General features: G+C 71.3%; 26 protein-coding genes. 16 read left to right on the top strand and 10 right to left on the bottom strand.

Annotated features, from left to right (window positions below; genetic code table 11):
- Nucleotides 1-5 precede the first annotated feature (5 nt).
- The 3 genes from ABIA35_RS03225 to ABIA35_RS03215 all read right to left on the bottom strand — a co-directional run bounded on the left by ABIA35_RS03225 (nt 6) and on the right by ABIA35_RS03215 (nt 2,042).
- Entirely contained in the window at nt 6-362 is a 357-nt protein-coding gene (locus ABIA35_RS03225) for a YciI family protein (protein ID WP_370341045.1), read from the bottom strand.
- A gap of 40 nt (nt 363-402) precedes the next feature.
- Complete coding sequence (locus ABIA35_RS03220) at nt 403-1,311, bottom strand: S41 family peptidase (protein ID WP_370341044.1); 909 nt, start codon at nt 1,309-1,311, stop codon at nt 403-405.
- 146 nt (nt 1,312-1,457) lie between these two features.
- Nucleotides 1,458-2,042 carry a hypothetical protein gene (locus ABIA35_RS03215; RefSeq protein WP_370341043.1) on the bottom strand — a complete coding sequence of 195 codons (585 nt, stop codon included), beginning with the start codon at nt 2,040-2,042 and terminating at the stop codon, nt 1,458-1,460.
- A gap of 127 nt (nt 2,043-2,169) precedes the next feature.
- Here ABIA35_RS03215 and ABIA35_RS03210 point away from each other — a divergent pair, with 127 nt between their 5' ends.
- The 3 genes from ABIA35_RS03210 to ABIA35_RS03200 are packed head-to-tail and all read left to right on the top strand — an operon-like array spanning nt 2,170 to nt 4,885.
- Nucleotides 2,170-3,255, top strand: coding sequence for a sensor histidine kinase (locus tag ABIA35_RS03210; RefSeq protein ID WP_370341042.1), 1,086 nt, complete (start codon nt 2,170-2,172; stop codon nt 3,253-3,255).
- On the top strand, nt 3,255-3,920 hold the full coding sequence (locus ABIA35_RS03205; protein ID WP_370341041.1) for a response regulator: 666 nt from the start codon (nt 3,255-3,257) through the stop codon (nt 3,918-3,920). The genes ABIA35_RS03210 and ABIA35_RS03205 overlap by 1 nt, the downstream gene beginning before the upstream one ends.
- A 59-nt stretch (nt 3,921-3,979) precedes the next feature.
- Nucleotides 3,980-4,885: an LLM class flavin-dependent oxidoreductase gene (locus ABIA35_RS03200; RefSeq protein WP_370341040.1), complete on the top strand. Its 906-nt coding sequence runs from the start codon at nt 3,980-3,982 to the stop codon at nt 4,883-4,885.
- Between the two features lie 12 nt (nt 4,886-4,897).
- On the opposite strand, the gene ABIA35_RS03195 is transcribed toward ABIA35_RS03200, so the two are convergent.
- Nucleotides 4,898-5,551 carry a MerR family transcriptional regulator gene (locus ABIA35_RS03195; protein WP_370341039.1) on the bottom strand — a complete coding sequence of 218 codons (654 nt, stop codon included), beginning with the start codon at nt 5,549-5,551 and terminating at the stop codon, nt 4,898-4,900.
- A gap of 121 nt (nt 5,552-5,672) precedes the next feature.
- Here ABIA35_RS03195 and ABIA35_RS03190 point away from each other — a divergent pair, with 121 nt between their 5' ends.
- The 3 genes from ABIA35_RS03190 (at nt 5,673) to ABIA35_RS03180 (ending at nt 7,526) form a co-directional block, all read left to right on the top strand.
- A complete protein-coding gene (locus ABIA35_RS03190; RefSeq protein ID WP_370341038.1) occupies nt 5,673-6,230 on the top strand; it encodes a DUF4188 domain-containing protein in 558 nt (185 codons plus the stop codon).
- Between the two features lie 5 nt (nt 6,231-6,235).
- Complete coding sequence (locus ABIA35_RS03185) at nt 6,236-6,934, top strand: alpha/beta fold hydrolase (RefSeq protein ID WP_370341037.1); 699 nt, start codon at nt 6,236-6,238, stop codon at nt 6,932-6,934.
- Nucleotides 6,935-7,055: 121 nt separating this feature from the next.
- Nucleotides 7,056-7,526: a carboxymuconolactone decarboxylase family protein gene (locus ABIA35_RS03180; protein ID WP_370341036.1), complete on the top strand. Its 471-nt coding sequence runs from the start codon at nt 7,056-7,058 to the stop codon at nt 7,524-7,526.
- Nucleotides 7,527-7,560: 34 nt separating this feature from the next.
- Here ABIA35_RS03180 and ABIA35_RS03175 read toward each other — a convergent pair whose 3' ends face one another.
- Nucleotides 7,561-8,463 carry an endo alpha-1,4 polygalactosaminidase gene (locus ABIA35_RS03175; protein ID WP_370356649.1) on the bottom strand — a complete coding sequence of 301 codons (903 nt, stop codon included), beginning with the start codon at nt 8,461-8,463 and terminating at the stop codon, nt 7,561-7,563.
- A 300-nt stretch (nt 8,464-8,763) separates the two neighbouring features.
- Between ABIA35_RS03175 and ABIA35_RS03170 the strand changes: the two genes are divergently transcribed.
- From ABIA35_RS03170 to ABIA35_RS03155, 4 genes are all read left to right on the top strand, one after another.
- The gene (locus tag ABIA35_RS03170; protein ID WP_370356491.1) at nt 8,764-9,807 is read left to right on the top strand and encodes an NAD(P)-dependent alcohol dehydrogenase; all 1,044 of its coding nucleotides are present in this window, start codon (nt 8,764-8,766) and stop codon (nt 9,805-9,807) included.
- A 74-nt stretch (nt 9,808-9,881) separates the two neighbouring features.
- A complete protein-coding gene (locus tag ABIA35_RS03165) occupies nt 9,882-10,349 on the top strand; it encodes a GntR family transcriptional regulator (protein WP_370341033.1) in 468 nt (155 codons plus the stop codon).
- Nucleotides 10,346-11,191, top strand: coding sequence for an ABC transporter ATP-binding protein (locus ABIA35_RS03160; protein ID WP_370356489.1), 846 nt, complete (start codon nt 10,346-10,348; stop codon nt 11,189-11,191). The genes ABIA35_RS03165 and ABIA35_RS03160 overlap by 4 nt, the downstream gene beginning before the upstream one ends.
- Entirely contained in the window at nt 11,188-12,159 is a 972-nt protein-coding gene (locus tag ABIA35_RS03155) for an ABC transporter permease (protein ID WP_370356487.1), read from the top strand. The genes ABIA35_RS03160 and ABIA35_RS03155 overlap by 4 nt, the downstream gene beginning before the upstream one ends.
- Here the strand turns inward: ABIA35_RS03155 and ABIA35_RS03150 are convergent.
- Nucleotides 12,068-13,579 carry a PLP-dependent aminotransferase family protein gene (locus ABIA35_RS03150; protein ID WP_370356485.1) on the bottom strand — a complete coding sequence of 504 codons (1,512 nt, stop codon included), beginning with the start codon at nt 13,577-13,579 and terminating at the stop codon, nt 12,068-12,070. The genes ABIA35_RS03155 and ABIA35_RS03150 overlap by 92 nt on opposite strands.
- A 46-nt stretch (nt 13,580-13,625) precedes the next feature.
- Here ABIA35_RS03150 and ABIA35_RS03145 point away from each other — a divergent pair, with 46 nt between their 5' ends.
- On the top strand, nt 13,626-14,387 hold the full coding sequence (locus ABIA35_RS03145; protein ID WP_370356483.1) for a metallophosphoesterase: 762 nt from the start codon (nt 13,626-13,628) through the stop codon (nt 14,385-14,387).
- 21 nt (nt 14,388-14,408) lie between these two features.
- Here the strand turns inward: ABIA35_RS03145 and ABIA35_RS03140 are convergent, their stop codons facing one another.
- Nucleotides 14,409-15,044 carry a TIGR03086 family metal-binding protein gene (locus ABIA35_RS03140; protein WP_370356481.1) on the bottom strand — a complete coding sequence of 212 codons (636 nt, stop codon included), beginning with the start codon at nt 15,042-15,044 and terminating at the stop codon, nt 14,409-14,411.
- Nucleotides 15,045-15,169: 125 nt separating this feature from the next.
- Between ABIA35_RS03140 and ABIA35_RS03135 the strand changes: the two genes are divergently transcribed.
- Entirely contained in the window at nt 15,170-15,979 is an 810-nt protein-coding gene (locus ABIA35_RS03135; protein ID WP_370356479.1) for an arylamine N-acetyltransferase, read from the top strand.
- A gap of 30 nt (nt 15,980-16,009) precedes the next feature.
- On the opposite strand, the gene ABIA35_RS03130 is transcribed toward ABIA35_RS03135, so the two are convergent.
- Together ABIA35_RS03130 and ABIA35_RS03125 are read right to left on the bottom strand one after the other, a co-directional pair.
- The gene (locus ABIA35_RS03130; RefSeq protein ID WP_370356477.1) at nt 16,010-17,035 is read right to left on the bottom strand and encodes a phosphotransferase family protein; all 1,026 of its coding nucleotides are present in this window, start codon (nt 17,033-17,035) and stop codon (nt 16,010-16,012) included.
- An 11-nt stretch (nt 17,036-17,046) separates the two neighbouring features.
- Nucleotides 17,047-17,865 (bottom strand): TetR/AcrR family transcriptional regulator, encoded by an 819-nt coding sequence (locus ABIA35_RS03125; RefSeq protein ID WP_370356475.1) that lies wholly within the window; start codon nt 17,863-17,865, stop codon nt 17,047-17,049.
- A 152-nt stretch (nt 17,866-18,017) separates the two neighbouring features.
- Here ABIA35_RS03125 and ABIA35_RS03120 point away from each other — a divergent pair, with 152 nt between their 5' ends.
- Nucleotides 18,018-19,568 carry an MFS transporter gene (locus ABIA35_RS03120; RefSeq protein ID WP_370356473.1) on the top strand — a complete coding sequence of 517 codons (1,551 nt, stop codon included), beginning with the start codon at nt 18,018-18,020 and terminating at the stop codon, nt 19,566-19,568.
- 40 nt (nt 19,569-19,608) lie between these two features.
- Nucleotides 19,609-20,976: an MFS transporter gene (locus tag ABIA35_RS03115; RefSeq protein ID WP_370356471.1), complete on the top strand. Its 1,368-nt coding sequence runs from the start codon at nt 19,609-19,611 to the stop codon at nt 20,974-20,976.
- On the opposite strand, the gene ABIA35_RS03110 is transcribed toward ABIA35_RS03115, so the two are convergent.
- Complete coding sequence (locus ABIA35_RS03110; protein ID WP_370356469.1) at nt 20,935-22,074, bottom strand: epoxide hydrolase family protein; 1,140 nt, start codon at nt 22,072-22,074, stop codon at nt 20,935-20,937. The two genes, ABIA35_RS03115 and ABIA35_RS03110, sit on opposite strands and share 42 nt — an antisense overlap.
- A 94-nt stretch (nt 22,075-22,168) precedes the next feature.
- Here ABIA35_RS03110 and ABIA35_RS03105 point away from each other — a divergent pair, with 94 nt between their 5' ends.
- Together ABIA35_RS03105 and ABIA35_RS03100 are read left to right on the top strand one after the other, a co-directional pair.
- Nucleotides 22,169-22,831: a TetR/AcrR family transcriptional regulator gene (locus ABIA35_RS03105; RefSeq protein WP_370341020.1), complete on the top strand. Its 663-nt coding sequence runs from the start codon at nt 22,169-22,171 to the stop codon at nt 22,829-22,831.
- Between the two features lie 92 nt (nt 22,832-22,923).
- Nucleotides 22,924-23,754, top strand: coding sequence for a hypothetical protein (locus ABIA35_RS03100; protein WP_370356467.1), 831 nt, complete (start codon nt 22,924-22,926; stop codon nt 23,752-23,754).
- The last annotated feature ends 60 nt before the right edge of the window (nt 23,755-23,814 follow it).

Raw genomic sequence — 23,814 nt, 5'->3', positions numbered from 1 at the left:
CCCCCTCAGCCGTGCTGGACCAGCGGCGTGATCTCCACGCCGGAGTGGTCGTGCCGGACCTCGGCCAGCTCCCGGCTCAGCGCCACCGCCTCGTCCAGGTCGGCGGCCTCCACCAGGTAGAAGCCGCCGACGACCTCCTTGGTCTCCAGGAACGGGCCGTCGGTCACCGCCGGGGCGTCGCCGCCGGCGGTGCGCACCGTGGTGGCCGTCGAGGACGGCTCCAGCTGGCCCGAGGACAGGATCCGGTCGCCGGCCCGCTTCTGGAAGGCGACGTGGCCGGCGTCGATCTCGGTCTGCTCGGTCGGGGAGAGGTTCTCCCACCGCTGCTCGTTGCCGTAGATGAGGAGCATGTACTTCGCCATCGGCGTTCCCTTCGTGGCGGGCCGGTTTCCGACCCTCTCACTACTGGTGACGATCCGCACCGGCGCCGATCGACAGCCGGGCGCGCTCGATCGCCGCGGCGAGTGCCTCCTCCTGCGCGACCGCGACGTCCGGGACGACGCCGACACCCTCCCAGTCCGTCCCGGTGAACGGGCTCTCCGAGCGGCAGTTCGGGACGGTCACGGTCACGTGCTCGGTGAGCTGGTACCAGTCCGTGGGGTGCGCGCCGCCGCGGGTCGTCGCCCCGATCAGCGTGGCCCGCTTCAGCCCCTGGAGGGTGTACGCCAGGTCCTCGCCGCCGGAGAAGGTACGGGCGCCGGTCAGGACGTAGACGGGGCGGTCGAGGTAGCGCGGTATGTCCAGGTGCCCCAGCGACCAGTACTGCCGGGTGCCCTTCACCCGGGAGTGCGAGGTGGTGAGCAGGGTGTCCGCGCCGGCGATCAGGTGGCTGCACCACAGCTGCACGCCGTCGGTGGAGCCGCCGATGGTGGAGCGCAGGTCGATGATCAGCGCCTTGGTGCCGGCGACGACCCGCATCGCGGCGCCGATGGTGGCGCCGCCGATCTCGGCCGTGGGAATCAGCGTGAGGTCCAGGTAGCCGATGCCGCCGTCCAGGATCTCGATCTTGCGCACGCCGTCGTTGTGCTCCCGGCACAGCGCGGCGAACATGGCCGCACCGGCCTCCGCGTCCTCCTCTTCCAGCGGCTCGGGCTCCGGGCTCCAGACGAGCCGCAGATGCTTGTCCCGGCAGACGTCGGCGAACACTGCGGTGACGGCCGCACAGGCCGCGGCACCGTCCAGGTCCGCGTATTCGCCGGCGGCCGCGGCGCGCCGGATCTCGGCGGCGGCGCGGGCCGCCTTGTCGGGGTCGATGTACTCGGCCTCGAAGCGGTGGAGTGCGGCTTCGAGGACCTCCGGGTCCAGGATCATGGCTGGTGATCATAGGGGTGTAACGGATTCCGATCACCTGGCGCCTTTTCTTACAAGGCGCAGGGAGAGGGCTTCAAGCCGTCACCGTGCCCGCTGGACGCGTCGCGCCGCACCCCCCGAACGGCGCGGCGCGTCCTTTTTCCTTTTCAGCTCCCGCTCGCGCGGCGCCGCCGCCGATACGCCACGGTGCAGGCCGCGACCAGGATCGGCCACAGCGGAAGCGGCAGATAGCAGGCGAGGAAGAAGACCTTCGGCCGACCGCCGATCTCCAGACGCGGGTGTGCTCCGCCCTTCGGACCCACCGCCGGCGCGAAGTGCAGGTGGAAGAAGAGCATGTTGGCGAAGAAGTAGACGCCGATCGCCGCCAGCAGCGCGGCTCCGGCGGTGGCCGGGATGACCGCCGCCTTCACCGGCACCCGGCGGCCGCCCAGCACCGGGATCCATCGCGGGACCACCTCGCCCCACGGCTTCACGAGGCCGAGTGTCAGCAGCGCGACGCCCTCCCCGATCGCCGACAGGCAAAGGATGTAGAGCCAATTGGCGAGTGTGGAGGTCTGGCCGGGATCCGAGCCCCGGACTCCGGCCACATCGGCGGCCAGCGACAGCCGCCAGAGACTCGAGGGCAGGACGACCAGCGGCACCGCGTGCGCGGCGACGCGGGCCCAGCGCGGAGTGCCGGGGACGTAGTGGGCGGTGGCGGTACGGGCAGGACCGGGGCTGAGCGTTGTCATGGCTTCAGCCTCGTTCGCGACCCCGTGACCGGAACACATGCCGTTCGGCACGGATGACGGCGGAATCGGGCGCGGGCAGTGCCGTCCGGCACAGGCGCTCGTGCGCGCGCCTCGCTAGTGTCGAAACGTGCTGATCATCGCCTTCCCCGCAGCGGTCGCCGGCCTGGCGGCGCTCGCCGTCTACGGCGGCCGGCCGCGCTCGCAGCGGTGGCTGTCGTGGCTCACCGGAGTTGCCGGGGCGGTCTCGCTGGCCGTCACGATCACGCAGCCGGCGGGGCACCGTGGGCCGGGACCGGGGCTGCTGGGCACCGGAGAAGCCTTAGCGCTGTCGGCGATCCTCGTGCCGACGGTGCGGTTCGCGGCCGTTCCCGGGGTGGTCGCCGCAGCCGTCAGCGCCCATCTGGCGGTCTCGGTGTGGCCGCTGCGCGCGGCGTCGCCACGGCTGGGCGGCACCGCGATCGGCGGGTGCCTCTTCTGGTCGCTGGCGGCCGGCGGGGCGGTCGCCGGCGGCGTCTATCTGCGGATGCTGGACACGCGCCGGATCCGCTCGGTCGCCGACGGCCGCCGCGCACAACGCCTGGATCTGGCCCGCGATCTGCACGACTTCGTGGCGCACGACGTGTCGGAGATGGTCGCGCAGGCCCAGGCCGGCCGCTACCTCGGCGAGCGGGATCCGGCGGTGGCGCTGGCCGCGCTGGAACGCGTCGAACTGGCGGGTCTGCGCGCGCTCGCGGCGATGGACCGCACCGTGACCATGCTGCACACCGACGACGAGGCCGCGGTTCCCCGCGGCGCACCGGGCATCGGCGACCTGCCGGGCCTGGTCGCCGCCTTCGGCGAGTCCTCGGGCGGACAAGCGCGGCTGGACCTGGATCCCGCGCTCGCCGGCGGCGTTTCGCGCGAGACCTCGACCACCGTCTACCGGGTCGTGGTCGAGGCGCTGACCAACGTCCGGCGCCATGCCGCCGACACAGACGTGGTCGTCACCCTTCGCAGCGAACAGGCCGCGCTCGCCGTCAGCGTGGCGAACAGCGCGCCGACCGGGACCCAGCGCCGCGCCGGCCGGCTCGGCCGCCGGGGCGGCCTGGGTCTGCCCGGGCTCGAAGAGCGCGTCGAAGCCCTCGGCGGGCGGTTCGCCGCCGGTCCCCACGACGACGGGAGCGGCTGGACGGTCCACGCCGTGCTTCCCCTGCCCCGGAAGGCGACCGCCTGATGCCCGCCACCCCGATCCGCGTCCTGCTGGCTGACGACCAGGAGAACATCCGCGCCGCATTCCGGATGATCCTCGACGCGCAGCCGGACATCCGGGTCGTCGGCGAGGCCGCGGACGGCGCCGCCGCGGCCGACCTGGCCCGGCGGCTGTCGCCGGACGTCGTACTGGCCGACATCCGCATGCCGCGGGTCGACGGGCTCGAACTCACCCGGCGGCTGCTGGCCGACCCCGGTTCCGGCGACCCGCCGAAAGTGGTCGTGGTGACGACCTTCGACCTCGACGAATACGTCCACGCGGCGCTGCGCGACGGCGCGTCCGGCTTCCTCATCAAACGCTCCGGCCCGGCGCTGCTCGTCGAGGCGGTGCGCGCCGCGGCGGCCGGCGACACCTTGATCAGCCCGCAGATCACGGTGCGGCTGCTGCGGGAACTGGCCGCCTCGCGCCCCCGGCCGTCCGGGACCGGCGGCGAGGAGCTCACCGAGCGCGAACTGGACGTCGTCAGAGCCCTGGCCCGCGGCGCCACCAACGCCGAGATCGCCGCGGAACTGTTCCTCGCGGCCGGGACGGTGAAGAACCACGTCGCGGCGATCCAGCGCAAGACCGGGGCCCGCAACCGGGTCGGCATCGCGGCGTGGGCGTGGCAGCACGGGGTGTGCCGCGCTTGAAGTTCGCACCACGAATCACTAGGTTCGTATAGCGAACTACCAACGGGACGGAGCGCATCATGGCCGAGAACACGACCCGGTTCGGCATCGGGGTGTCGAACGCGGTCCGGGACATCGCCCAGACCATGGAGATCGTCGCGGTCGCCGATCAGGCCGGCCTGGACCACTTCTCCGTCTCCGACCACCCCTACGTCGGCCGCATGCTCGACGCCTACTCGCTGATCGGCGTCGCGCTGGGCCGGACGCGGCGGATCAGCGGCATGGTCAACGTCAGCAACCTGCCGACCCGGCCCGCGCCGATGCTGGCCCGCGCCGTCACCTCGCTGTCCGCGCTGACCGGCGGCCGCGTGGTCCTGGGCCTGGGCGCCGGCGGCTCGTGGGACGACATCGCCCGCCTGGGCTTCCCCCGCCTGAGCGGCGCCGAAGCCGTCCGCGCCTTCGAGGAGGCGTTCGGGCTGATCAGGTCCCTGAGCGGAGGCGGCGAGCCGGTCAGCTTCGAGGGCGAGTTCTACCGTCTGGACCAGGTCGACCCGGCTCCGGTCGCGGTCCCGCCGATCTGGACCGGCTCGGTCGGCGCGAAGTCCCTGGCCGTCACCGGCCGCCAGGCCGACGGCTGGATCCCCGGGCACGCCGCCGACTGGCTGAGCACCCGCTACCGCGAATCCCGGCCGGTCATCGACGAGGCGGCGCGCGCGGTCGGCCGCGATCCCCGTGCCATCGCCACGGTCTACAACCTCCCCGGCCGCATCAGCCCGACACCGCTTGCCGCGACCCGCGACCCGGAAGGCCGCTGGCTCGGCGGCTCGGTGGAGCAGTGGGTGGCGGAGCTGACCGGCGCGGTGCTGGAACACGGTGCGGGCGGCTTCACCTACTTCCCGGTCGGCGATCTGCCGATCGAGCGCGCGTCGGCGCTGTGGGCGCAGGAGATCGCGCCCGGCGTGCGCGAGGCCCTGGCAAAGAGCTGACGCAGAACGGCGCTACGCCTCGGGATCCTTGTAGTGCAGCCGCGACGAGACGTCCTCGTGCGCCAACCGCCGCAACGCCAACAGCACCGGCTCGACCAGCACCGTGTAGGCGACGGTGGCCTCGATCGCCTCTTCGATCTGTTCGTACTCCGCGATCGTCGCGTACTCGTTCTCGGCCATCGGATGGATCGCCTTGGCGTACCCGCGCAAGTGCTCCACCGTCGCCTTGTAGCCGAGGCCCCGTAGCGTCACCACGGACTGCGTCAGCATGTCGAGCGCCGGAGCCTTGTCCTCGAAGCGCCATCCGAGAGCACGCAGCTCGTCGCGGATCAGCGTGCGCGTCGCGTCCCAGGTAGAGCGCTCCTCGGAGCCCTCCGCGGGGGCCTGTGCATGCGGCGGCAACATGTACTGCGCGATGCCCAGGCGCTCGTGGCGGGTGAAGGCCGGATCGTCGGCGACCGCGAGGACGTCGCGCACCTGGGCGACCGACATCTTGCCGATGGTCAGCATCGCCCGCACCAGCCGGAGCCGCCGGACGTGCTCGTCGCTGTACTCGGCCTTGCGCGCCGACAGCGGCACGCCGGCAGGCAGCAGCCCCTCGCGCAGGTAGAACTTGATGCTCGGGACCGACACACCGCTGCGTCGACTCAACTCCGCCAGGTGCACGTTCTCTCCCGCTCCGGGTCTCGACAGCCGTCGCGCCGGGTTTTACCCTGACCACTAAGGATAGTTCAACTATCCTTTCCGCCCGCACCACCCGGAGCCACATCTCAATGGGGGTCTCGCCATGCCGATCCGAAACCCGATGCCCATGCACTGGACCCGCTCCGTGCCCGGCGCGCCGAACCACCACAAGCGGATGGCCGGGCGCTTCATGGCCGACAACACCGAGCCGATCGCTGTGCTGCTGATCGGGGCGCGCATCAACAAGTGGTGGGCGGTGCACCACTGGGCCCCGGTCTTCCGCGCCATGCCGCGCATGCTCAAGGAACTGAGTGCGGACCCTGACAGCTCACTGCTGGGCTACCGCATCCTGTGGGGCCCCTGGCCCGGCCAGGTGACCGTGGTGCAGTACTGGCGCCGCGCGGGCGACATCCGCGCCTTCTCCCACGACGAGAACCGCACGCACCGCCCCGCGCAGGACCGCTTCACGGATCGCTTCACGCGCTCCAACGGAGCCGTCGGGATCTGGCACGAGATGCTGTCGGTGCGCGCCGGCTCGTATCAGTGTCTTTACGGTGATATGCCTCCCACCGGCATCGGAGCGTTCCGCGGACTCGATGAGGTCATGGCGCGCCAGGACGGTCTCGGCTACGAGAAAGTGGGTGACCCGCAGCTAGCGTAGGAAGCGTGGCTACCTACCTGCTGATCCACGGAGCGTCTTCGGACTCCTGGCTGTGGCACCGCGTCGTCCCGCTGCTGCGTGCGGCCGGCCACGACGTCGTCGCCCCCGACCTGCCGGTCGCCGATCCCGAGGCGGGGATCGACGAATACGCCGACGCGGCCGTCGCGGCCCTCGGCGACCGTGCCGGCGCCGACGACATCGTCGTCGTCGCACAGTCGTTGGGGGCCTTCACCGGAACGGTGCTCACGCACCGGATCCCGGTGAAGTTCCTGGTCTACATCTCGGCGATGGCCCCGAAGGAGGGCGAGACGGCCGGGCAGTGGTGGGAGGCGACCGACTGGAGGCAGGCCAAGCAGGACAGCGACGCGCGCCTCGGGATCGCGCAGGACGCCGACCTGAAGGTGGTGTTCTTCCACGACGTCCCGAAGGAGGTCGTGGACGAGGCCTGGGAGCGCGGCGAGGTCGGCCAGAGCGAGCGGCCTTTCGGGCCGCCGGCGATGCCCGCGCTGCCGGCAGACCTCCCCATCCGTTTCCTGGCCGGCCGGGACGACCGCTTCTTCCCCCTGGACTTCCAGCGCCGCACCGTCCAGGAGCGGTTCGGTTTCGCCCCGGACGAGATGGACGGCGGCCACCTGCTCCCGCTCGCGCACCCCGACGAGCTCGTCCGGCGGCTCGAGGAGTACCGCGCCGAGGCCGGTCTCTGACCGACGGACGCGAGTGACGCAGGTCACATCACAACGGCGGGGCGGGCTGTCACATCGCCTCGGTTCCCCGGGTCTACCTAACGAAAGCGAACGCGATAGCCAAGACCCGAGGAGCACCGCCATGGAAGCCCGCTTCAACTACTACGGCACCACCACCGGCCAGAAGTTCAGCAAGTACATCAACTCGGCGGGCAAGGCGGCCGAGGGTTCGGGAGTCCCCCACGCCACGACGCAGCTGGTCCTGCTGCGGGCCAGCCAGATCAACGGCTGCGGCATGTGCACCGACATGCACTACAAGGACGCCGTCCACGCCGGCGACCAGCCCGAGCGCCTGAACCTGGTGGCGGCCTGGCGCGAGGCCACGGTGTTCACCGACGCCGAGCGCGCCGCGCTGGAGCTGGCCGAGGAGGGCACCCGCGTCGCCGACGCCGCGGGCGGGGTGCCGGACGCGGTGTGGGAGAACGCCGCGAAGCACTTCGACGAAGAGCAGCTCGCCGGCCTGGTGTCGACGATCGCCCTGATCAACGCCTACAACCGGATGAACGTGATCGCCCGCACCCCGGCCGGGAGCTACCAGCCCGGCCAGTGGTGAGGAAGGCCGGTCCGGCCGGCGGCTCCCGACGGCGTCAGCAGGTCTTGTAGACGTAGGAGGAGCTGCCGGCCGGGCTCACGTCCTGGTCGCGCAGCACGATCGCGATCTTCCCGCCGTAGTCGCGGCAGGCGGCGGTGAAGCCGGACTCGTCGTACTCGACGTCCACGACGTGGTCGGCGTACGTGCTCGCGTAGCCGCCGCACTCGCCGTACTTCCCGCACTGTTCGGAGACCGCGAAGTCGAAGCCGACCTGGTGGGCGCGCGGCAGGAACTCCGTGGTGTTCTTCTGCGCGATGGCCAACCCCTTCGCATGGGCCAGCCGCGCCAGCTCCGTGGCCATCGCCACGTCGTCATCGGCGGTGAGCAGGCTCTGGGAGCGGGAGTAGGAGTCGAGGTTGTCGGCTTCGATCGCCTGGAATCCCTTGGCCGCGCAGGAGGCGATCCAGCCACCCTCGATCTGCGCGAGCGCCGTGCGCTTGGCATCGGTGGAGACGTCGAGCAGCTGCTCGTTCCAGTTCTGGTCGATCACCGGCGCGCCGGACGAGGTCTTCAGCAACAGGTCGGGGTGGTTGCTCTGCCACCAGCCGGTGGCGTCCGGCTGCGCCTGGAAAGCGTTGATGTAGCAGATGTTGTAGAGCCCCGGCGCCGGCGAGGCCGAGCTGTCGCGGGAGACGATCCGGACGCCGGCCGGCGGGGCGTAGGCGCCGCCGATCTGGTAGTCCCACTTCACGCCGGTCGGCGGCGGCGCGCCGGCCTTGGCCGCGGCCGGGGCCGGGGGCTGGCTCGGCGAGCTGGACTTGCTGCCCGCCGACGATGACCCCGATGAGGCTGATGACGGCGACGGCGAATGCGCGGCGGACGACGAGGAGCCGCCCGTCGGATCGGGTGTCGTCGCCGGCGAACTCGCCGCCGATGAACTCGCCGCCGAACTCGACATGGACGACCCCGCTGCAGACGAACTCGCCGCGGACGAGCCGCCCGCGTCCGCCGCGTCCGGCTTCGACCCGCCGCCACTGGAACATCCCGCGACGGCCAGAACCGCCGCCACGACCACTACACGCCCGCGCATCGCCCCACCTCTCACTCCCGACACGGCGATGCTAACCGTTGCAGCGCGTAAGGAGCTTGGTATCGGTCATCCGGCGTGACCGCTTTCCGCCAGCTCGGCGGGGGTCCGGCGGACGCTCATCGGTCCCGTGATTGGCGCAAGCCGTTGATCAGGAGGTTTGATGATCGGGTGCCCACAGTGAACGCCTTCGCCGCCGTCTCCGCGACCGCCCCGCTCCAGCCGATCACCATCGAGCGCCGCGAGGTCGGGCCCTGGGACGTGCGGATCGACATCCAGTACACCGGTATCTGCCACTCCGACATCCACGAGGTCCGCGGGGACTGGGGGCCGTGCCCCTATCCGCTGGCGCCGGGCCACGAGATCACCGGCGTGGTCGCGGAGGTCGGTGCCGAGGTGACGCGGTTCGCGGTCGGCGACCGGGTCGGCGTCGGCTGCCTGGTGAACTCCTGCGGGACCTGCAAGGCGTGCGAGCGCGGCCAGGAGCAGTTCTGCTCGGTCAAGGCGGTCTGGACCTACGGCGACACCGACGTCGACGGCACCGTCACCCAGGGCGGCTACTCCACGCAGATCGTGGTGACCGACCGCTTCGTGGTGCGCGTCCCGGACTCGCTGCCGCTGGACGCCGCCGCGCCGCTGCTGTGCGCCGGCATCACGACCTACGCGCCGATGCGGCGCTGGGGCGTCGGCCCCGGCACGAAGGTCGCGGTCGTCGGCCTCGGCGGGCTCGGCCACGTCGCGGTGAAGATCGCCCGCGCGCTCGGCGCCGAGGTGACCGTCCTGTCCCAGACCCTGTCCAAGAAGGACGCCGGCCTGGCGCTGGGCGCGAGCGACTACCGCGCGACCTCCGACCCGGCCACCTTCGAGGACCTGGCCGGCGCCTTCGACCTGATCCTGAGCACGGTCAGCGCGCCGCTGCCGATGGACTCCTACATCTCGATGCTGGCCGTCGGCGTCGGCGTGATGGTCAACGTCGGCGCGGCACCGGAGGAGAGCGGCCTGCACCTGCGGCTGCTGAACCGGCAGCGGGTCCTGACCGGCTCGCTGATCGGCGGGATCGCCGAGACCCAGGAGATGCTCGACTTCTGCGGCGAGCACGGGATCGGCGCGGAGATCGAGCTGATCGCGGCCGATCAGATCAACGAGGCTTACGAGCGAGTGCTGGCCTCCGACGTGCGCTACCGGTTCGTCATCGACATCGCCACGCTGCGCTGACCGCGTAACGGTTGACTAGTGTTCTAGTTAACCGTAACAATTCTCTCGTCCAATCCTGCGACGGGAGTCTTTTCGTGATCGATTTTCATGTCGACCGGGCCGGCAGCGTGCCGGCCTACGCGCAGCTCGTGCAACAGGTCCGCGAGGCCCTGCGGCTGGGACTGCTGCACCCCGGCGACAAGCTGCCCACGGTGCGGGAGGTCGTCACCTCCTGCGCCGTCAACGCCGCGACCGTCCTGAAGGCCTACCGCGAGCTGGAGCTCTCGGGACTGGTCGAAGCGCGGCAGGGCGCCGGCACCTACGTCTCGGGCACCCTGGGCGGCACCGCCGACCCGGCGGTGATGGGCGAGCTGCGCGAGCGGCTGACCGGCTGGGTGGGCGACGCCCGCGGCGCCGGCCTGGAGGACGACGACCTGCGGGCCCTGATGACCTCGGTGCTCGCGGAGCCGCCGGGGGAGCTGACGGCTGAGCAGCGCGCGGCCGCCGCGGCACGCTCGGAGCAGGAGTCCGGGCGCGGAACCGGATCCGGGCCGCGGCGATGACCGGCTTCGCCATCCAGACGCACGGCCTCGGGAAGCGCTACCGCAGCCTGTGGGCCCTGAAGGACTTCAGCGTCTCGCTGCCGGCCGGCAAGGTCATAGCCCTGGTCGGCGCGAACGGCGCCGGCAAGTCCACGCTGATGTCGATGGCCGCCGGGATCCTGCCGGCCACCGAGGGCGAGATCCGCGTGGCCGGCCGCGTGGTGCTGCTGTCCCAGGAGAAGCCGCTCTACCGCTCGTTCAAGGTCGCCGAGATGCTCGCCTTCGGCCGGCACCTGAACCGCACCTGGGACCAGCAGCGGGCGCTGAACTGGCTGGGCCGCTTCGAGATCCCGCTGGACCGGCCCTGCGGCAAGCTCTCCGGCGGCCAGCAGACGCAGGTCGCGATGGCTGTGGCGCTCGGCGCGCGGCCCTCGGTCCTGCTGCTGGACGAGCCGCTGGCCAACCTGGACCCGGTCGCCCGCCGGGACGTCACCGGCGAGCTGCTGGCCGAGGTGGCCGACAGCGAGATGACGGTCGTGCTGTCCACCCACGTGGTGGCCGAACTGGCCGGCGTCGGCGACCACCTGCTGCTGCTCAGCCAGGGGCACAGCAAGCTCGACGGCGACATCGAGGAGCTGCTGGGCCAGCACGCGCGGCTGACCGGCCCGCGCGCCGACGCCCCGCCGGTCGAGGGCGAGGTCGTGCAGGCCCAGCACACCGAACGGCAGTCGACGTATCTGATCCGGACGCTGCTCGGCGCGGACACTCCCGTCGCCGAACCGTGGAAGGCCCAGCCGATCGCCTTGGAGGACCTGGTGCTCGCCTATCTGAAGCCGAATCGCAGCCTCGGGGAGGAGCTGTGAGGGGCCTGATCTGGCTGACCTGGCGCCAGCACCGCTGGCCGATCGTCGTCAGCGCGGTGATCACCGCGGTGCTGGTCGTGTTGATGCTGATCACCGCATCCGATCTGAGCTCGATGGCTCACAAATGCCTGACCGTACCGGCCTACCAGTGCCAGCGGTCCAAGACCGAGCCGACGCCGTCGCACGCCGGCTACCTGATGAACACGGTCGTGTTCCTGCCGGTCCTGGTCGCGGTGTTCTGGGGGGTGCCGCTGCTGGCCCGCGAGTTCGAGCAGCGCACGCTGCCGCTGGCCTGGTCGCAGGACGTCAGCAGGCTCCGGTGGCTGGCCGGCAAGACCGCGGTGATGATCGTGCTCATCGGGGCGATGGGCACGGCGCTGGCCGCGTCGTCGATCCACCTGGCGTACGAATACCACGCCTACACCGCGGCGAGCCTGTTCGACGGCACGCAGTTCCAGGCCGGCGGCTGGCTGCCGCTGACTTTGGGCCTGGCTTGGCTGGCGGTCGGCATCGCGGCGGGCGCCGCGACCCGGCGGGTGCTCGTCGCGATCGCGGTGGTCGGCGGGCTCTGGATCGTCCGCATGGTGGAAATGGTCCAGCTGCGGCCGCGGTTCATGGCCGCCAAGACGGTGATCAAGCCGCTCGTGCTGACGATGAAGGGCGACCCGCCGCCGGCGGTCTCGTTCTCGAACGACCTGGGCATCAACAACGGCAGCGTCCCCTTCGTGGATGTCCATGGCAAAACCTATGACCCCGGGATGGTCGTCGACGGCTGGTGCGGAACCGCGGCCGATCCAAAGACCTGCATCCAGCAGCACGGCATCATCGGCACCCTGGTGAAGTTCCAGCCGGCGAGCCGGATGGGCACCTTCCACCTCATCGAGAACGGCATGAACCTCGGGCTGTTCGTGATCGCGCTGGCGGTCGCGTGGTGGTGCGTGAAGAAGACTCGGACCACGGTCGGTTAGGAGCCGTCTGGAGACCCACCGCGCGCAAAGTCCCGGCGAGCGCTTCGAGCGCCGCCGGGTACGCGCGCTCCGCGGGCCCGGCATACCCGATGAGCAGTCCTTGCCGGGCCTCATCCGGATCCTGGTACAGCTCGGCCAGGCCGCGGACCGCCACGCCGCGCGCCTCGCCCGCGGCCCGGATCTCGCTCTCCCCCGGTCCGCCGGCGGGCAGCGTCACCAGGACGTGCAGACCGGCGGGGACGCCGTGCGCGGTCAGCCCCGGGAACTCCTCAAGCACAGCCAGCAATCGCTCGCGGCGCCTGCCATAACGAAGCCTGGCCGCGCGGACGTGCCGGTCGTAGGCATGGGAGGACACGAAGTCGGCGAGCACCGCCTGCCCGACGCTCTCGCCGAAGGGCTCCGTCTCCAGCTTCGCCCGCACGAACGCCTCGACCAGCCGCGACGGCAGCGCCAGCCAGCCCAGGCACAGCCCGGGGCCGAGGGTCTTGGAGACCGACCCGCAGTAGACGACCTCGCAGGTCGCCACCGGCTGCATGGCACCGACCGGACGCCGGTCGTAGCGGAACTCGCCGTCGTAGTCGTCCTCGATGACCAGCGCTCCGCGCGCCCGGGCCCATTCGACGACCGCCCGCCGCCGCGCCGGGTCCAGCGGCACACCGGTCGGATACTGATGCGCCGGGGTGAGGAACACGGCGGACTCGTCGGTCAGGGCCTCCACCACCGCTCCGCCCTCGTCCACCGGCAGCGGCCGCACCCGCAGGGACAGACCCGCGTCGGCGACCAGCCCTCGGAAGACCGCGTGCCCCGGGTCCTCCCACGCCACCGTCTTCGCCCCCTGCGACCGCAGCACCCGCGCGACCAGCTGCACGCTGTGGTGATAACCGCTGGTGATGACGACGCGGTCGGCCGAGGTCTGCACGCCGCGGGTCCGGCCGAGGTAGTCGGCCAGCGCGGCCCGCAGCTCGAAGCGGCCCTGCGGATCGCCGGCGCCGAACAGCTCCGGCCGGGCCGCCGCGAGCACCCGCCGGGTCGCGGCGGTCCAGCCGCGCAGCGGGAACGCCGCCAGATCCGGGCTCCCCGGCCGCAGGTCGTGCTCCGGCCGCACGGCCGCGAACCGGTGCGGCGAGGCGGCCGGCGGCTTCGGGTCGCGGACGTCGGCGACCGCGGTGCCGGATCCGGGCCGCGAGGTGAGGAAGCCCTCGTCGACGAGCTGGCCGTAGGCGGAGGTCACCGTGCCGCGCGAGAGCCCGAGTTGTTCGGCTAGGCCTCGACTGGACGGCAGCGGCACGCCGGGGCGCAGGCTGCCGTCGCGGATCGCCTCGCGCAGCGCCGCCTCCAGCGCGGCGCGGCGCTTCGCCGGCCCGGCGGCGGTGAGGTCGAGATGCAGGTCGATGCGCGAACCGGTCCAAGCTTTCGCCATGGAAGTGGAGCTTAGCCGTGGACCGGTCCCTGCCTACGCTCGGAGCATGCCAGTCGTCATCGCGCACGTCAGCGACATCCACATCGACGCCGGACCCCGCGCCGCCGAGCGCACCCGCCGCGTCTTCGACCATCTCGACGCCCTGCCGGCCGACCTGGACCTGGTCGTGCTCACCGGGGACGTCGCCGACCACGGCCTGGACAGCGAGTACGAGACCGTCCGCGAAGCCACGGCCACCCGCCACCCGCTGCTGGTCTGCCCCGGGAACCACGACGACCGCGAGGCGTTCCGGCGCACGCTGCTCGGCGTGCCGCCCTCGGCCGGCCCGACCGGCCCGACCGGGCCCATCGACCAGGTCCACCGCACCGACCGGTTCGTCGTCGCCCTCTGCGACTCCTCGATCCCGCGGCAGGACGACGGCTACCTCGCCGACACGACGCTGGAGTGGCTGACCGCCGAACTGGACGCGACGCCGGAGGGCGTCCCCTTCCTGATCGGCTTCCACCACCCGCCGGTCGACCTGCACACGCCGTTCGTGGACCCGATCCGGCAGTTCGGCGAGGAGCGGCTGGCGAAGGCGGTCGCCGGGCGGCCGAACGTCGTCGCCTACCTGGCCGGGCACGCGCACACCGCCGCCGCCACCCGCTTCGCCGGGCTGCCGCTGCTGGTCGCGCCGGGCGTGGTCTCCACGGTGCCGCTGCCGTGGGAGGGCGAGCGGCCGGTCCACCTGGACCAGCCGCCGTCGCTGGCCTTCCACGTCATCGACGACCGGCACCGGATCACCACGCACTATCGCAGCGTCGTGTGATCCGGTTGCCGAGCGGCCGGCTCACCCGGCCGTGACGCCCCCGACGGCCGCACCGGCCCCGCCGGTCGTGGCGGCCGTCCACCGCGGGTCCCGGCCGAGGTAGCGCAGCAGCTCCGCCTCGGCGTCGTCGCCCTGCTCGGGCGCCAGCTCCGGCGCGTACGCCCCGAACTGGCGCAGCGGCTCGACGATCTGGCGCGCGACGACCAGCAGCTCGGCGGACAGGTCCGGGGTCAGCGGCGAAGGCTGCCCGGAGGCCATCGCGATGTCCCAGGCGTGGACCGCCGCGTCCAGGGCGCACGCCCCGGCGCCGACTCGGGCGCTCAGCTTGTTCGGCGGCACCGGGACCGCGACCTCCTCGGTCTGCGGGTCGACGGCGGCCCAGGCGCCGGCCGACCGGTTCAAAGCCTGCTCCAGGAACGCCTTCGGGTCCTGCGGCGGCGTCGCCGACGGGGTGAAGGGGTTCTCGTCCGGGCCGGCACCGCCGTCGAGGAAGGCCGCGAACCCGATCTGGTCGCCGGCCGCGTGCCGCAGCACCTGGGCGAGGGACCACTGCGAGCAGGGGGTCGGACGGTCCAGGTCGGCGTCGGCGAGCGCGGCGATCACGGTGCGCAGCGCGACGTGCGAGGCGTCCAGGGCGGCGTAACCGGTGCTGATCATGGCTGATCCCTTCGTCCGGACCCCCGGCGTTCTGCCGAGGTCGTGTCTCCACACTATCAGAACGGAATGATTCGTTCCACTGTTTGCGGCCTCCCAGTGGGACCGCTCCGAGTAGCTTGGGCGGCGTGGACTTCGACCTCGACGCGTACCTGGGCCGCATCGGCTACACCGGCGACCGCACCCCGACAGCCGCGACGCTCGCCGCACTCCAGCGCGCGCACATCCAGGGCATCCCCTTCGAGAACCTGGACCCGGTCCGCGGGGTCATCCCCGCCCTGGACCTGGGCGCGCTCATGGCGAAGCTGGTCCACGACACCACGCGCGGCGGCTACTGCTACGAGCACAACACCCTCTACGCCGCGGCCCTGCGCGCACTCGGCTACCGGGTCACGCTGCTGACCGGCCGCGTGTTGGTCGGCGCCAAGCCCGGCGACCTGCGCCCCCGCACGCACATGCTGCTGCTCGCCGAAGCCCCGGGCGACCCGCGGCGGTACCTGACCGACGTCGGCTTCGGCAGCGAGGGCGCGCTGCTGGACCCGATGCCGCTGGCCGAGGGCGAGGTCGGCGACGACCCGCGCCGCCACCGCCTGGCCGTCACCCCCGCCGACAGCCCGCTGGAGCAGTGGGTCCTGCGCGCGTTCCTGGACGGCGAGTGGCGGGATCAGTACTCGTTCACGGTCGAGCCGTTCTACGGACCCGACTTCGCGGTCATCAACTTCTTCATGGCCGGGAACCCGCGATCGCCGTTCGGCTCGCGCGTCTACGCCTGCCGGACGCTGCCGGACCGCTTGCTGAAGCTGGACGCCCGCACCTTCACCGTGTCCCACGCCGACGGGACCTCGGTCAAGCGCGAGCTCGCCGACGACGCCGAGGTCCGCACGGTGCTGGCCGAGGAGTTCGGGATCGTGGCGCCGGAGGCGTTGAAGGAGGCATAGGAGGGGGCATAGGAGGAGGCACAGAAAGCCTTACAGCCCCAGCGCATCCGCCAGCTCGACCGCCTCGTCGGCCCAGCGCGCGCAGATCGCCAGACCGGCCGCGCGCGCCTCGTAGCGCACATCGGGATCGACGGCCTCGCCGCTGCCGTAGGCGCGGTGCGAGTCGTCGAGCGCCGCTCGCAGGCACCAGGGCATCAGCCAGTCGTACTTGACCGCCGAGGCCCGGATGCCGAGGACCGCCGTCCGCGGGTCGCCGGACCAGCCGGCCGCTCGCAGGCCTTCGAGGTAGGCCTCGGTGGCCAGGTCCGGCAGGTGCTCGGCGAAGCCCGGCCGCAGCGGCCAGTCGAAGAAGCTGTCCGGCACCAGGTTCCCGGCGTCCTCGCCGACCGCGCCGTCGCCGGTGAACGCCCAGTCGAGCAGCACCACGGTGCCGTCCGGGCGCCGGATCACGTTGTTCGGCCAGACATCCAGGTGGCAGACCGTGCGCGGCAGGCGCGCCATCACCGTCAGCAGGCGTTCGCGGTTGCGGTGCAGGCGGACCAGGGCTTCGCGCAGGTCCGGTGGGAAGTGCCGGGCGATCAGCGGGAGTGCCCAGGCGCGCTCGTCCTCCAGCAGGGAGAAGTCCGCGGGCCGGGTGGTGCTGTAGTCCGCCAGGAAACCGCGGCTGAGCCAGGGCTCGGAAGGCTGCGGCTCCGCGCCCTGCGCCCGGCCCGCCGCGAAGGCGACCGCCGCGATGTCCTCCAGCGTAAGGTCGCCGCCGTGCGTCCCGGGCACGTCCTCGAGGACCAGCTCCAGATCGCCGTCGGGCAGCTCGCGCAGCTCGGCGAGCTTCGGTGCGCCCAGACCCAGCCGCTCCGGCAGGCCGCTGACGTAGACGTCCGCCTCACGCCGCCAGTAGTTCCAGAAGCGGGGTTCGGCGGACGAGGCCCACCGCGCCGGGGCGTCGGTGCGGCGATGGGTCAGGACCTTGTGGATCAGACCGTCCCGGCCGCGCCACACGCCGCGGGTGACCGCGTTGTTGCGGTTATGGGGCAACTGCAACGGCTCGTCCGACATAGCAGAGGAGCCTACTGAGACCCGGCGGCCTGTGCCTTCTCGTCAGCCACAAGCTTGGCGGTGAGCCGGACCTGCAGACTGTCCAGGATGAGGTCGAGCCCGTAGGCGAAGTTCGTCATGCGCGATTCGTCCGGGTCCTTCTTGAGCTCGTCCAGGTAGACCTCCGCCAACCCGGCGTCGCCGGCGGCCGCCGCCATCTGCGGGCCCACGGACCGGTACCACTCCTGCTCGGTCATGCCCTGCCGGCGCAGGGCCGACAGCCATCCGGCCTCGGCGGACGTGATGCCGATGACGTAGGAGGACACCGTGCTCATCGCCCGGGCGGCCTCGTGGACGTCGAAGCCCGCGGTGGTCAGGACGGCCAGGCTCCGCTGGGTCACGGCGACGACGTTGGGGCCCAGGTAGTTCAACCCCACCTGACCCAGCACGTTCATCAGCCACATGTGCCGCAGCCCGACCTCGCGCAGGCTGTGCGCGACGACGTGCAGGGCCAGCCGCCAGCTCGCGGGATCGGTGATCTCCGGGACGTCCAGCTCGCCGTAGACCTCGTCGGTCACCAGCTCGATCAGCTCGTCCTTGCTCGCCACGTGCCGGTAGAGCGAGGTCGCGCCGGCGCCGAGCCGCTGGCCCAGGGTGCGCATGCTCAGCGCCTCGATGCCCTCCTCGTCCAACAGCGCGACCGCCTCGGCGACGATGCGCTCCCGGGTGAGCTGCTCCTTCGGCCGGCGCTGGGGCCGGGTCCAGACCGAGTTCAGCGCCGGGGCCGGGGCGGTGACGTCGGAGTCGTCGGCGTCGGTGCCGGTCTCGGAGGCGTCGGTGTCGTTGTCCACGCCCTCCACGATAGCTCAGAAGTGCGCACGCTGTTCGCTGTTGCGCACGCTGTGCGCATCAGCGTACGGTGTTCCCATCGACGCGCACACTGTGCGCAGATGCGAACGGTGTACGCGCCCGGCGACGGGACCGCGTCCCAGGAGGAGGGGAAATGTCCGAGACGACAATGGGCGGCCGGCGGCGCTGGCTCATCCTGATCGTGCTGTGCCTGGCCACGCTGGTCCTCGTGGTGGACAACATGGTCCTGACGGTCGCGGTGCCGGCGCTGACCGAGTCGCTGCACGCCAGCGCGCAGAACATCCAGTGGGTGCTCGACTCCTACATCCTGGTGTTCGCCGGCCTGCTGCTGACCACCGGAAGCCTGTCCGACCGGTTCGGACGGCGCCGGGTCCTGATCATCGGGCTCACGGTGTTCGGCATCGCCTCGGCGGTGGCGACCCTGGCCAGCAACCCCGGCGAGCTGATCGCGGCCCGGGTCGCGATGGGCGTCGGCGGCGCGCTGCTGATGCCGAGCACGCTGTCGATCCTGATCACCGTGTTCACCGACGAGGCCGAGCGGCGCAAGGCGATGGCCGCCTGGACCGTGGTGGCGATGGTCGGCCTGGTCGGCGGCCCGGTGCTGGGCGGCGTGATGATCAGCCACTTCTGGTGGGGCTCGGTGTTCCTGCTGAACATCCCGATCGCGGTGCTGGCGATCATCTCCGCCGTGCTGCTGATGCCGGAGAGCAAGGGCCCGTGGCGCAAGCCCGACCCGCTGGGCACCGTCCTGTCGATCGTCGGCCTGACCTCGCTGGTGTGGGTCATCATCGAGTTCCCGAAGGGTTTCACCCGGCCCGGCACCCTGGCCGCCTCCGCGCTCGCCCTGGTCGCGCTGGTCTCCTTCGGGATCTGGGAGACCCGGATCGCCGAGCCGATGGTGCCGCTGCACCTGTTCAAGCGGCGGAACTTCTCCGGCGGCTCGTTCTCGCTGACCCTGGTGCAGATCGGCAACGGCGGCCTGCTGCTGGTGATGACGCAGTACCTGCAGTTCGTGCTCGGCTTCTCGGCGCTGAAGGCCTCGCTGTGCTTCATCCCGCTGGCCGTCGCGGCGCTGATCTTCAACACCCTGGGCGCCGGCCTGGGGATGAAGTTCGGCAACCGTCCCCTGATGGTCGTCGGCCTGCTGATCTGCGCGGCGGCCTTCGGGCTTCTGGCCGACCTGGGTGTGGACGACGGCCTGACCAAGCTGTTCGTCGGCCTGTTCCTGCTCGGCGCCGGCTCCGGCCTGGCCATGCCGGCCGCGATCACCGCGATCATGGGCTCGGTCCCGCCGGAGCACGCCGGCGTCAGCTCGGCGCTGAACGACACGGTGCAGCAGACCGGCGCGGCCCTGGGCGTGGCGATCATGGGCACCGTGGTGGCCAGCCGCTTCACCGCGGCGATGCCGGCGCAGGTCACCGGCACCGCGCGCCACTCGCTCGGCGAGGCCTACGGCATCGCCAAGAGCACCGGGAACACCGCCCTGCTGGACTCGGCTAAGCACGCCTTCACCCACGCCGCGTCCATCGCCTACATCGCCGGCGCGGTCGGCGTCATCGCCGCGGCGGTGGTGTCGTTCGCGGTGCTGCGGGACGTCAAGCCGCCGACGGCGCCGACCGACGGCGAGGGCGTGGGCCCGGTGTTGACCAGCGACACCACACCGCGCGCGACTGTGGTCATGTGAGCCATATCACAACGGAGAGTAGTGCCCCATTGTTCCCTGCATGACGGATTCCCCCACCACCTCGAGCTCGATACCCGAACGCGCCGGCGACTCCGTCTGGAGAGTCGTCGGCGCGTCCATGGTCGGCACCACCCTGGAGTGGTACGACTTCTTCCTCTACGGCACCGCGGCCGCCGTGGTCTTCCCGAAGGTCTTCTTCGTCAAGAGCGATCCGCTCACCGCGACGCTGCTGTCGTTCCTCACCTACGCGCTGGGCTTCGCCGCCCGGCCGATCGGCGGCGTGGTCTTCGGCCACATCGGCGACCGGGTCGGGCGCAAGAAGACGCTGATGGTCAGCCTGATCATCATGGGGATCGCCACCACCGGGATGGCGTTCGTCCCGAGCTACAACTCGATCGGCGTCTGGGCCCCGGTGCTGCTCACCACGCTGCGCATGGTCCAGGGCTTCGCACTCGGCGGCGAGTGGGGCGGCTCGGTGCTGATCGTGGCCGAGCGGGACCAGTCCCGGCGCGGCTTCTGGGCCTCGTGGCCGCAGGCCGGGGCGCCGCTGGGCCTGGTGCTGGGGACCGGCGTGCTCATCCTGCTGTCCCAGAACATGAGCGAGAAGTCGTTCCTGGACTGGGGCTGGCGGCTGGCCTTCGGCCTGTCGGCGATCCTGCTGCTGGTCGGCGTCTGGGTCCGCAAGTCGCTCAACGAGACCGAGGCCTTCCGGGCCGCGCAGGCCAGGAAGGCGAGCGCGCCGCCCAAGCTGCCGGTCCTGGAGGTGTTCCGCACCTCCTGGCGCGAGATCCTCATCGCCTTCGGGACGCGCATGGCCGAGAACATCTCCTTCTATCTGGTCGCCACCTTCTCGGTCACCTGGATCACCGAGCACCTGAAGCTGTCGAAGTCCTTCGGCCTGGACGCGGTGATGATCGGCGCGGCGGTCGAGACCGTGCTCATCCCGGTGTTCGGCATGCTGTCCGACCGGGTCGGGCGGCGGCCGGTGTACCTGGCCGGGGCGGTCGGGATCGGGATCTGGACGCCGATCTTCTTCACGCTGGTCGATCAGAGGTCGTACCCGCTCGCCGTGCTCGCGATCACCGTCGCCCTGGTCTTCCACGGCCTGATGTACGGCCCGCAGGCCGCCTTCTTCGCCGAGATGTTCCCGATCGGGGTCCGCTACTCGGGCGCCTCGATCGGCTACCAGGTGGCCTCGGTCGCGGCCGGGGCGCCGGCGCCGCTGATCGCAGTGGCGATCCTGCAGCACAACGGCGGCAAGACCTCCGCGTGGCTCGTGCTGTACATGGGGCTGGCGGCCGTGGTGACCATCGTCGCCCTGTACTTCGCGCGCGAGACGCGGTCGGTCTCGATGTCCGCCGCGGACTCAGCCCAGAGCGCCGAAGAACTCCACGACGTCGCGCACTAGCACCTCGGGGGCCTGGTGCGCGGTGTAGTGGCCGGGGGTCTCGTACACGTTCCACCGCACGATGTTCGCGTGGTCGCGCTCGGCGAAACGGCGGATGCCGAAGAAGTCGTTCGCCGAGCCGGCCAGCGCGGTGGGGACCGTCGTGGGGCCGTCGGGCTGCTCGGCGTCCAGGGCCATCTCGCGGTAGAAGCGCAGGGCCGAGCCTGTGGTGCCGGTCAGCCAGTAGGTGGCCACGTTCGCCAGGACGAAGTCGTCGTCGAGGTTCTCCGGCAGCAGCTGGACGTTCCAGCCGAGCAGGCCGGCCGGCGAGTCGGACAGCGCGTGCGCCAGGGTCTGCGGCTGCTGGGACTGCACCTGGTTGAAGGAGCCCATGTTCTCCCAGAACCACTGCAGCGTCTCCACCGCCTTCTTCTCTTCATCGGTCATGCCGGCCAGCTCGGCCGGGTCGCCGGACGGGAACGAGAACAGCTGCGTGACGTGCACCCCGACGCAGTGCTCGGGGTCCAGCCGGCCGACCTCGGGCGAGATCATCGAACCACCGTCGTTGCCGACCGCGCCGTAGCGCTCGTAGCCCAGCCGGGCCATCAGCTCGACCCACGCACGCGCCGTGCGGTGCAGGTTCCAGCCCCTCTCGGTGGTCGGGCCGGCGAAGCCGTATCCCGGGATAGAGGGGATCACCAGGTCGTAGCCGGCCGCGGTCAGCGGGTCGATCACGTCCAGGTACTCGGCCTGCGAACCGGGCCAGCCGTGGGTGAGCAGGAGCGCCGTGCCGTTCGGGTCGCCGGCCTTGATGTGCAGGAAGTGGATGTCCTGGCCGTCGATCTCGGTCAGGAACTGCGGGTGGGTGTTCAGCCGGGCCTCGAAGGCCCGCCAGTCGAAGCCGTTCCGCCAGTACTCGGCCAGGCGGCGCACGCGGGTGAGGGCGGTGCCGTACTCGCCGTCGGCGCCGTCGGGCACGGAGGTCCAGCGGGTCCGGTCCAGGCGTTCGCGCAGCTCGTCGAGGTCGGCCTGGGGGATCTCGACGCGGTACGGACGGACGGCGGTGCTCTGCTGCGCGGGCTGTATCTGCTGGACGGTCTGTATCTGCTGGGCGGTCATGGCTGCTCCTCGAATCCGGAACGGAATCTCTTGTTCCGTTCTAGGGTCGAGACTAGCGGAACAAAGCATTCCGTTCAAGTGCTAGCCTGGGACCATGACGACCCAGCCCGCTCCCCGGACCGGACCGCTGTCCGGCCGAAAGGCCCAGGCCAACCGCAACGACGAGGCGATCCTGCGCGCCGCGCGCGAGGTCTTCGTCGCCGATCCGTCCGCGCCGATCTCCGCGGTCGCCAAGGCGGCCGGCGTCGGGATCAGCGCCTTGTACCGGCGCTATGAGAGCAAGGAAGTGCTGCTCCAGACGCTGTGCGCGGACGGCCTCGCGACCTACATCGAGTGCGCCGAAGCGGCACTGGCGTCGACGGCCGGGCCCTGGGAGACGTTCACCGACTTCGTGCGCGCCGTGATCGACGCCGACGTGCACGCGCTGACCGTGAACCTGGCCGGGACGTTCACCCCGACCCCGGAGATGCACGGCCAGTCGGTGCGCGCCGTGGGTCTGGCCGACGAGATCCTGAAGCAGGCCCACGAGGCCGGCGTGGTCCGCCCCGACTTCGCACTGAACGACATCGCCATGCTGCTGGAGCAGCTGACCGCGATCACCGGGTCGAACCCCGCGCGGACCAGGGAGCTGCGGCACCGCTATCTGGCCATGCACTTCGATGCCCTGCGCACGCAAGGCCCGACCACCGAGATGCCAGGTCCGCCGCCGACCGACGAAGAACTCGGGGCCCGCTGGATCCCCCGGGCGAAGGCTTGAGCCGGCAGTCGGGGACGAATTTCTGCTACATCTTGTAACAGATTGCGGACAAGCTCGTTCGGCAGGCCCCGCTTCTGGGATGATCTGCCGCTATGACGACCGAACTGACCGGGCGGAGCGCGGCCGGCTCCACCCGCCGCGGCCTGGCCTCGGCCACCACGCTGAGCAAGGTCCCCGAGGTCACGCTGATCTTCTGGATCACCAAGGTCCTCACCACCGGGATGGGCGAGACCACCTCGGACTTCCTGAACCAGAAGTGGGACCCGAAGATCATGGTCTCGCTGTCCGGGCTGGTACTGGCCGGCGTGATCTGGGTGCAGTTCCGGGCCCCGCGGTACTCGGCCTGGCTGTACTGGGCCGCGGTCGTCATGGTGAGCGTGTTCGGCACCATGTGCGCCGACGTGCTGCACGTCGGCTTCGGGATCCCGTACACGGTGTCCACCGCCTTCTTCGCGGTCGCGCTCGCCGCGATCTTCGTACTCTGGTACCGGGTCGAGGGCACGCTGTCGATCCACAGCATCACCACGCCGCGCCGCGAGCTGTTCTACTGGCTGACCGTCGTGACCACGTTCGCGCTCGGCACCGCGGTCGGCGACCTGACCGCCACGACGCTGAAGCTGGGGTACTTCTCCTCCGGCGTGATGTTCGCGGTCCTGTTCGCGGTGCCGGCGGTGGCGTACAAGTTCGGGCTGAACGGGATCTTCGCGTTCTGGTTCGCCTACGTCGTGACCCGGCCGTTCGGCGCGTCGTTCGCCGACTGGATGGGCGTCTCGGTGAAGCGCGGCGGCCTGGCGTGGGGGACCGGGCCGGTGAGCCTGGTGCTGCTGGCCGTCATCGTGGTGCTGGTGGCGGTGCTGGCGGTGACGAAGATGGACGTGGCGAAGGCGGATGTCGCGCAGATGGACGCCGCGACGCAGGACTGACCCCCTACCCCGGTACTGCCTGGAGCCTGGCACTGCATGGAATGTGGCTCTCCGGTGTGA

The organism is Catenulispora sp. MAP12-49, from assembly GCF_041262705.1.
In the GTDB taxonomy this organism is placed as follows: Bacteria; Actinomycetota; Actinomycetes; order Streptomycetales; family Catenulisporaceae; genus Catenulispora.
The sequence above is the reverse complement of the archived record's forward strand: the minus strand, read 5'-3'. Positions and strand labels throughout refer to the sequence as shown.

Excerpts from the sequence above, each read along its gene's own strand:
- ABIA35_RS03225 (WP_370341045.1), bottom strand. The coding sequence starts at position 362 with ATGGCGAAGTACATGCTCCTCATCTACGGCAACGAGCAGCGGTGGGAG.
- ABIA35_RS03220 (WP_370341044.1), bottom strand. The coding sequence starts at position 1,311 with ATGATCCTGGACCCGGAGGTCCTCGAAGCCGCACTCCACCGCTTCGAG.
- ABIA35_RS03215 (WP_370341043.1), bottom strand. The coding sequence starts at position 2,042 with ATGACAACGCTCAGCCCCGGTCCTGCCCGTACCGCCACCGCCCACTAC.
- ABIA35_RS03205 (WP_370341041.1), top strand. The coding sequence starts at position 3,255 with ATGCCCGCCACCCCGATCCGCGTCCTGCTGGCTGACGACCAGGAGAAC.
- ABIA35_RS03200 (WP_370341040.1), top strand. The coding sequence starts at position 3,980 with ATGGCCGAGAACACGACCCGGTTCGGCATCGGGGTGTCGAACGCGGTC.
- ABIA35_RS03190 (WP_370341038.1), top strand. The coding sequence starts at position 5,673 with ATGCCGATCCGAAACCCGATGCCCATGCACTGGACCCGCTCCGTGCCC.
- ABIA35_RS03180 (WP_370341036.1), top strand. The coding sequence starts at position 7,056 with ATGGAAGCCCGCTTCAACTACTACGGCACCACCACCGGCCAGAAGTTC.
- ABIA35_RS03175 (WP_370356649.1), bottom strand. The coding sequence starts at position 8,463 with ATGTCGAGTTCGGCGGCGAGTTCATCGGCGGCGAGTTCGCCGGCGACG.
- ABIA35_RS03160 (WP_370356489.1), top strand. The coding sequence starts at position 10,346 with ATGACCGGCTTCGCCATCCAGACGCACGGCCTCGGGAAGCGCTACCGC.
- ABIA35_RS03150 (WP_370356485.1), bottom strand. The coding sequence starts at position 13,579 with ATGGCGAAAGCTTGGACCGGTTCGCGCATCGACCTGCATCTCGACCTC.
- ABIA35_RS03145 (WP_370356483.1), top strand. The coding sequence starts at position 13,626 with ATGCCAGTCGTCATCGCGCACGTCAGCGACATCCACATCGACGCCGGA.
- ABIA35_RS03140 (WP_370356481.1), bottom strand. The coding sequence starts at position 15,044 with ATGATCAGCACCGGTTACGCCGCCCTGGACGCCTCGCACGTCGCGCTG.
- ABIA35_RS03130 (WP_370356477.1), bottom strand. The coding sequence starts at position 17,035 with ATGTCGGACGAGCCGTTGCAGTTGCCCCATAACCGCAACAACGCGGTC.
- ABIA35_RS03120 (WP_370356473.1), top strand. The coding sequence starts at position 18,018 with ATGTCCGAGACGACAATGGGCGGCCGGCGGCGCTGGCTCATCCTGATC.
- ABIA35_RS03115 (WP_370356471.1), top strand. The coding sequence starts at position 19,609 with ATGACGGATTCCCCCACCACCTCGAGCTCGATACCCGAACGCGCCGGC.
- ABIA35_RS03110 (WP_370356469.1), bottom strand. The coding sequence starts at position 22,074 with ATGACCGCCCAGCAGATACAGACCGTCCAGCAGATACAGCCCGCGCAG.
- ABIA35_RS03105 (WP_370341020.1), top strand. The coding sequence starts at position 22,169 with ATGACGACCCAGCCCGCTCCCCGGACCGGACCGCTGTCCGGCCGAAAG.
- ABIA35_RS03100 (WP_370356467.1), top strand. The coding sequence starts at position 22,924 with ATGACGACCGAACTGACCGGGCGGAGCGCGGCCGGCTCCACCCGCCGC.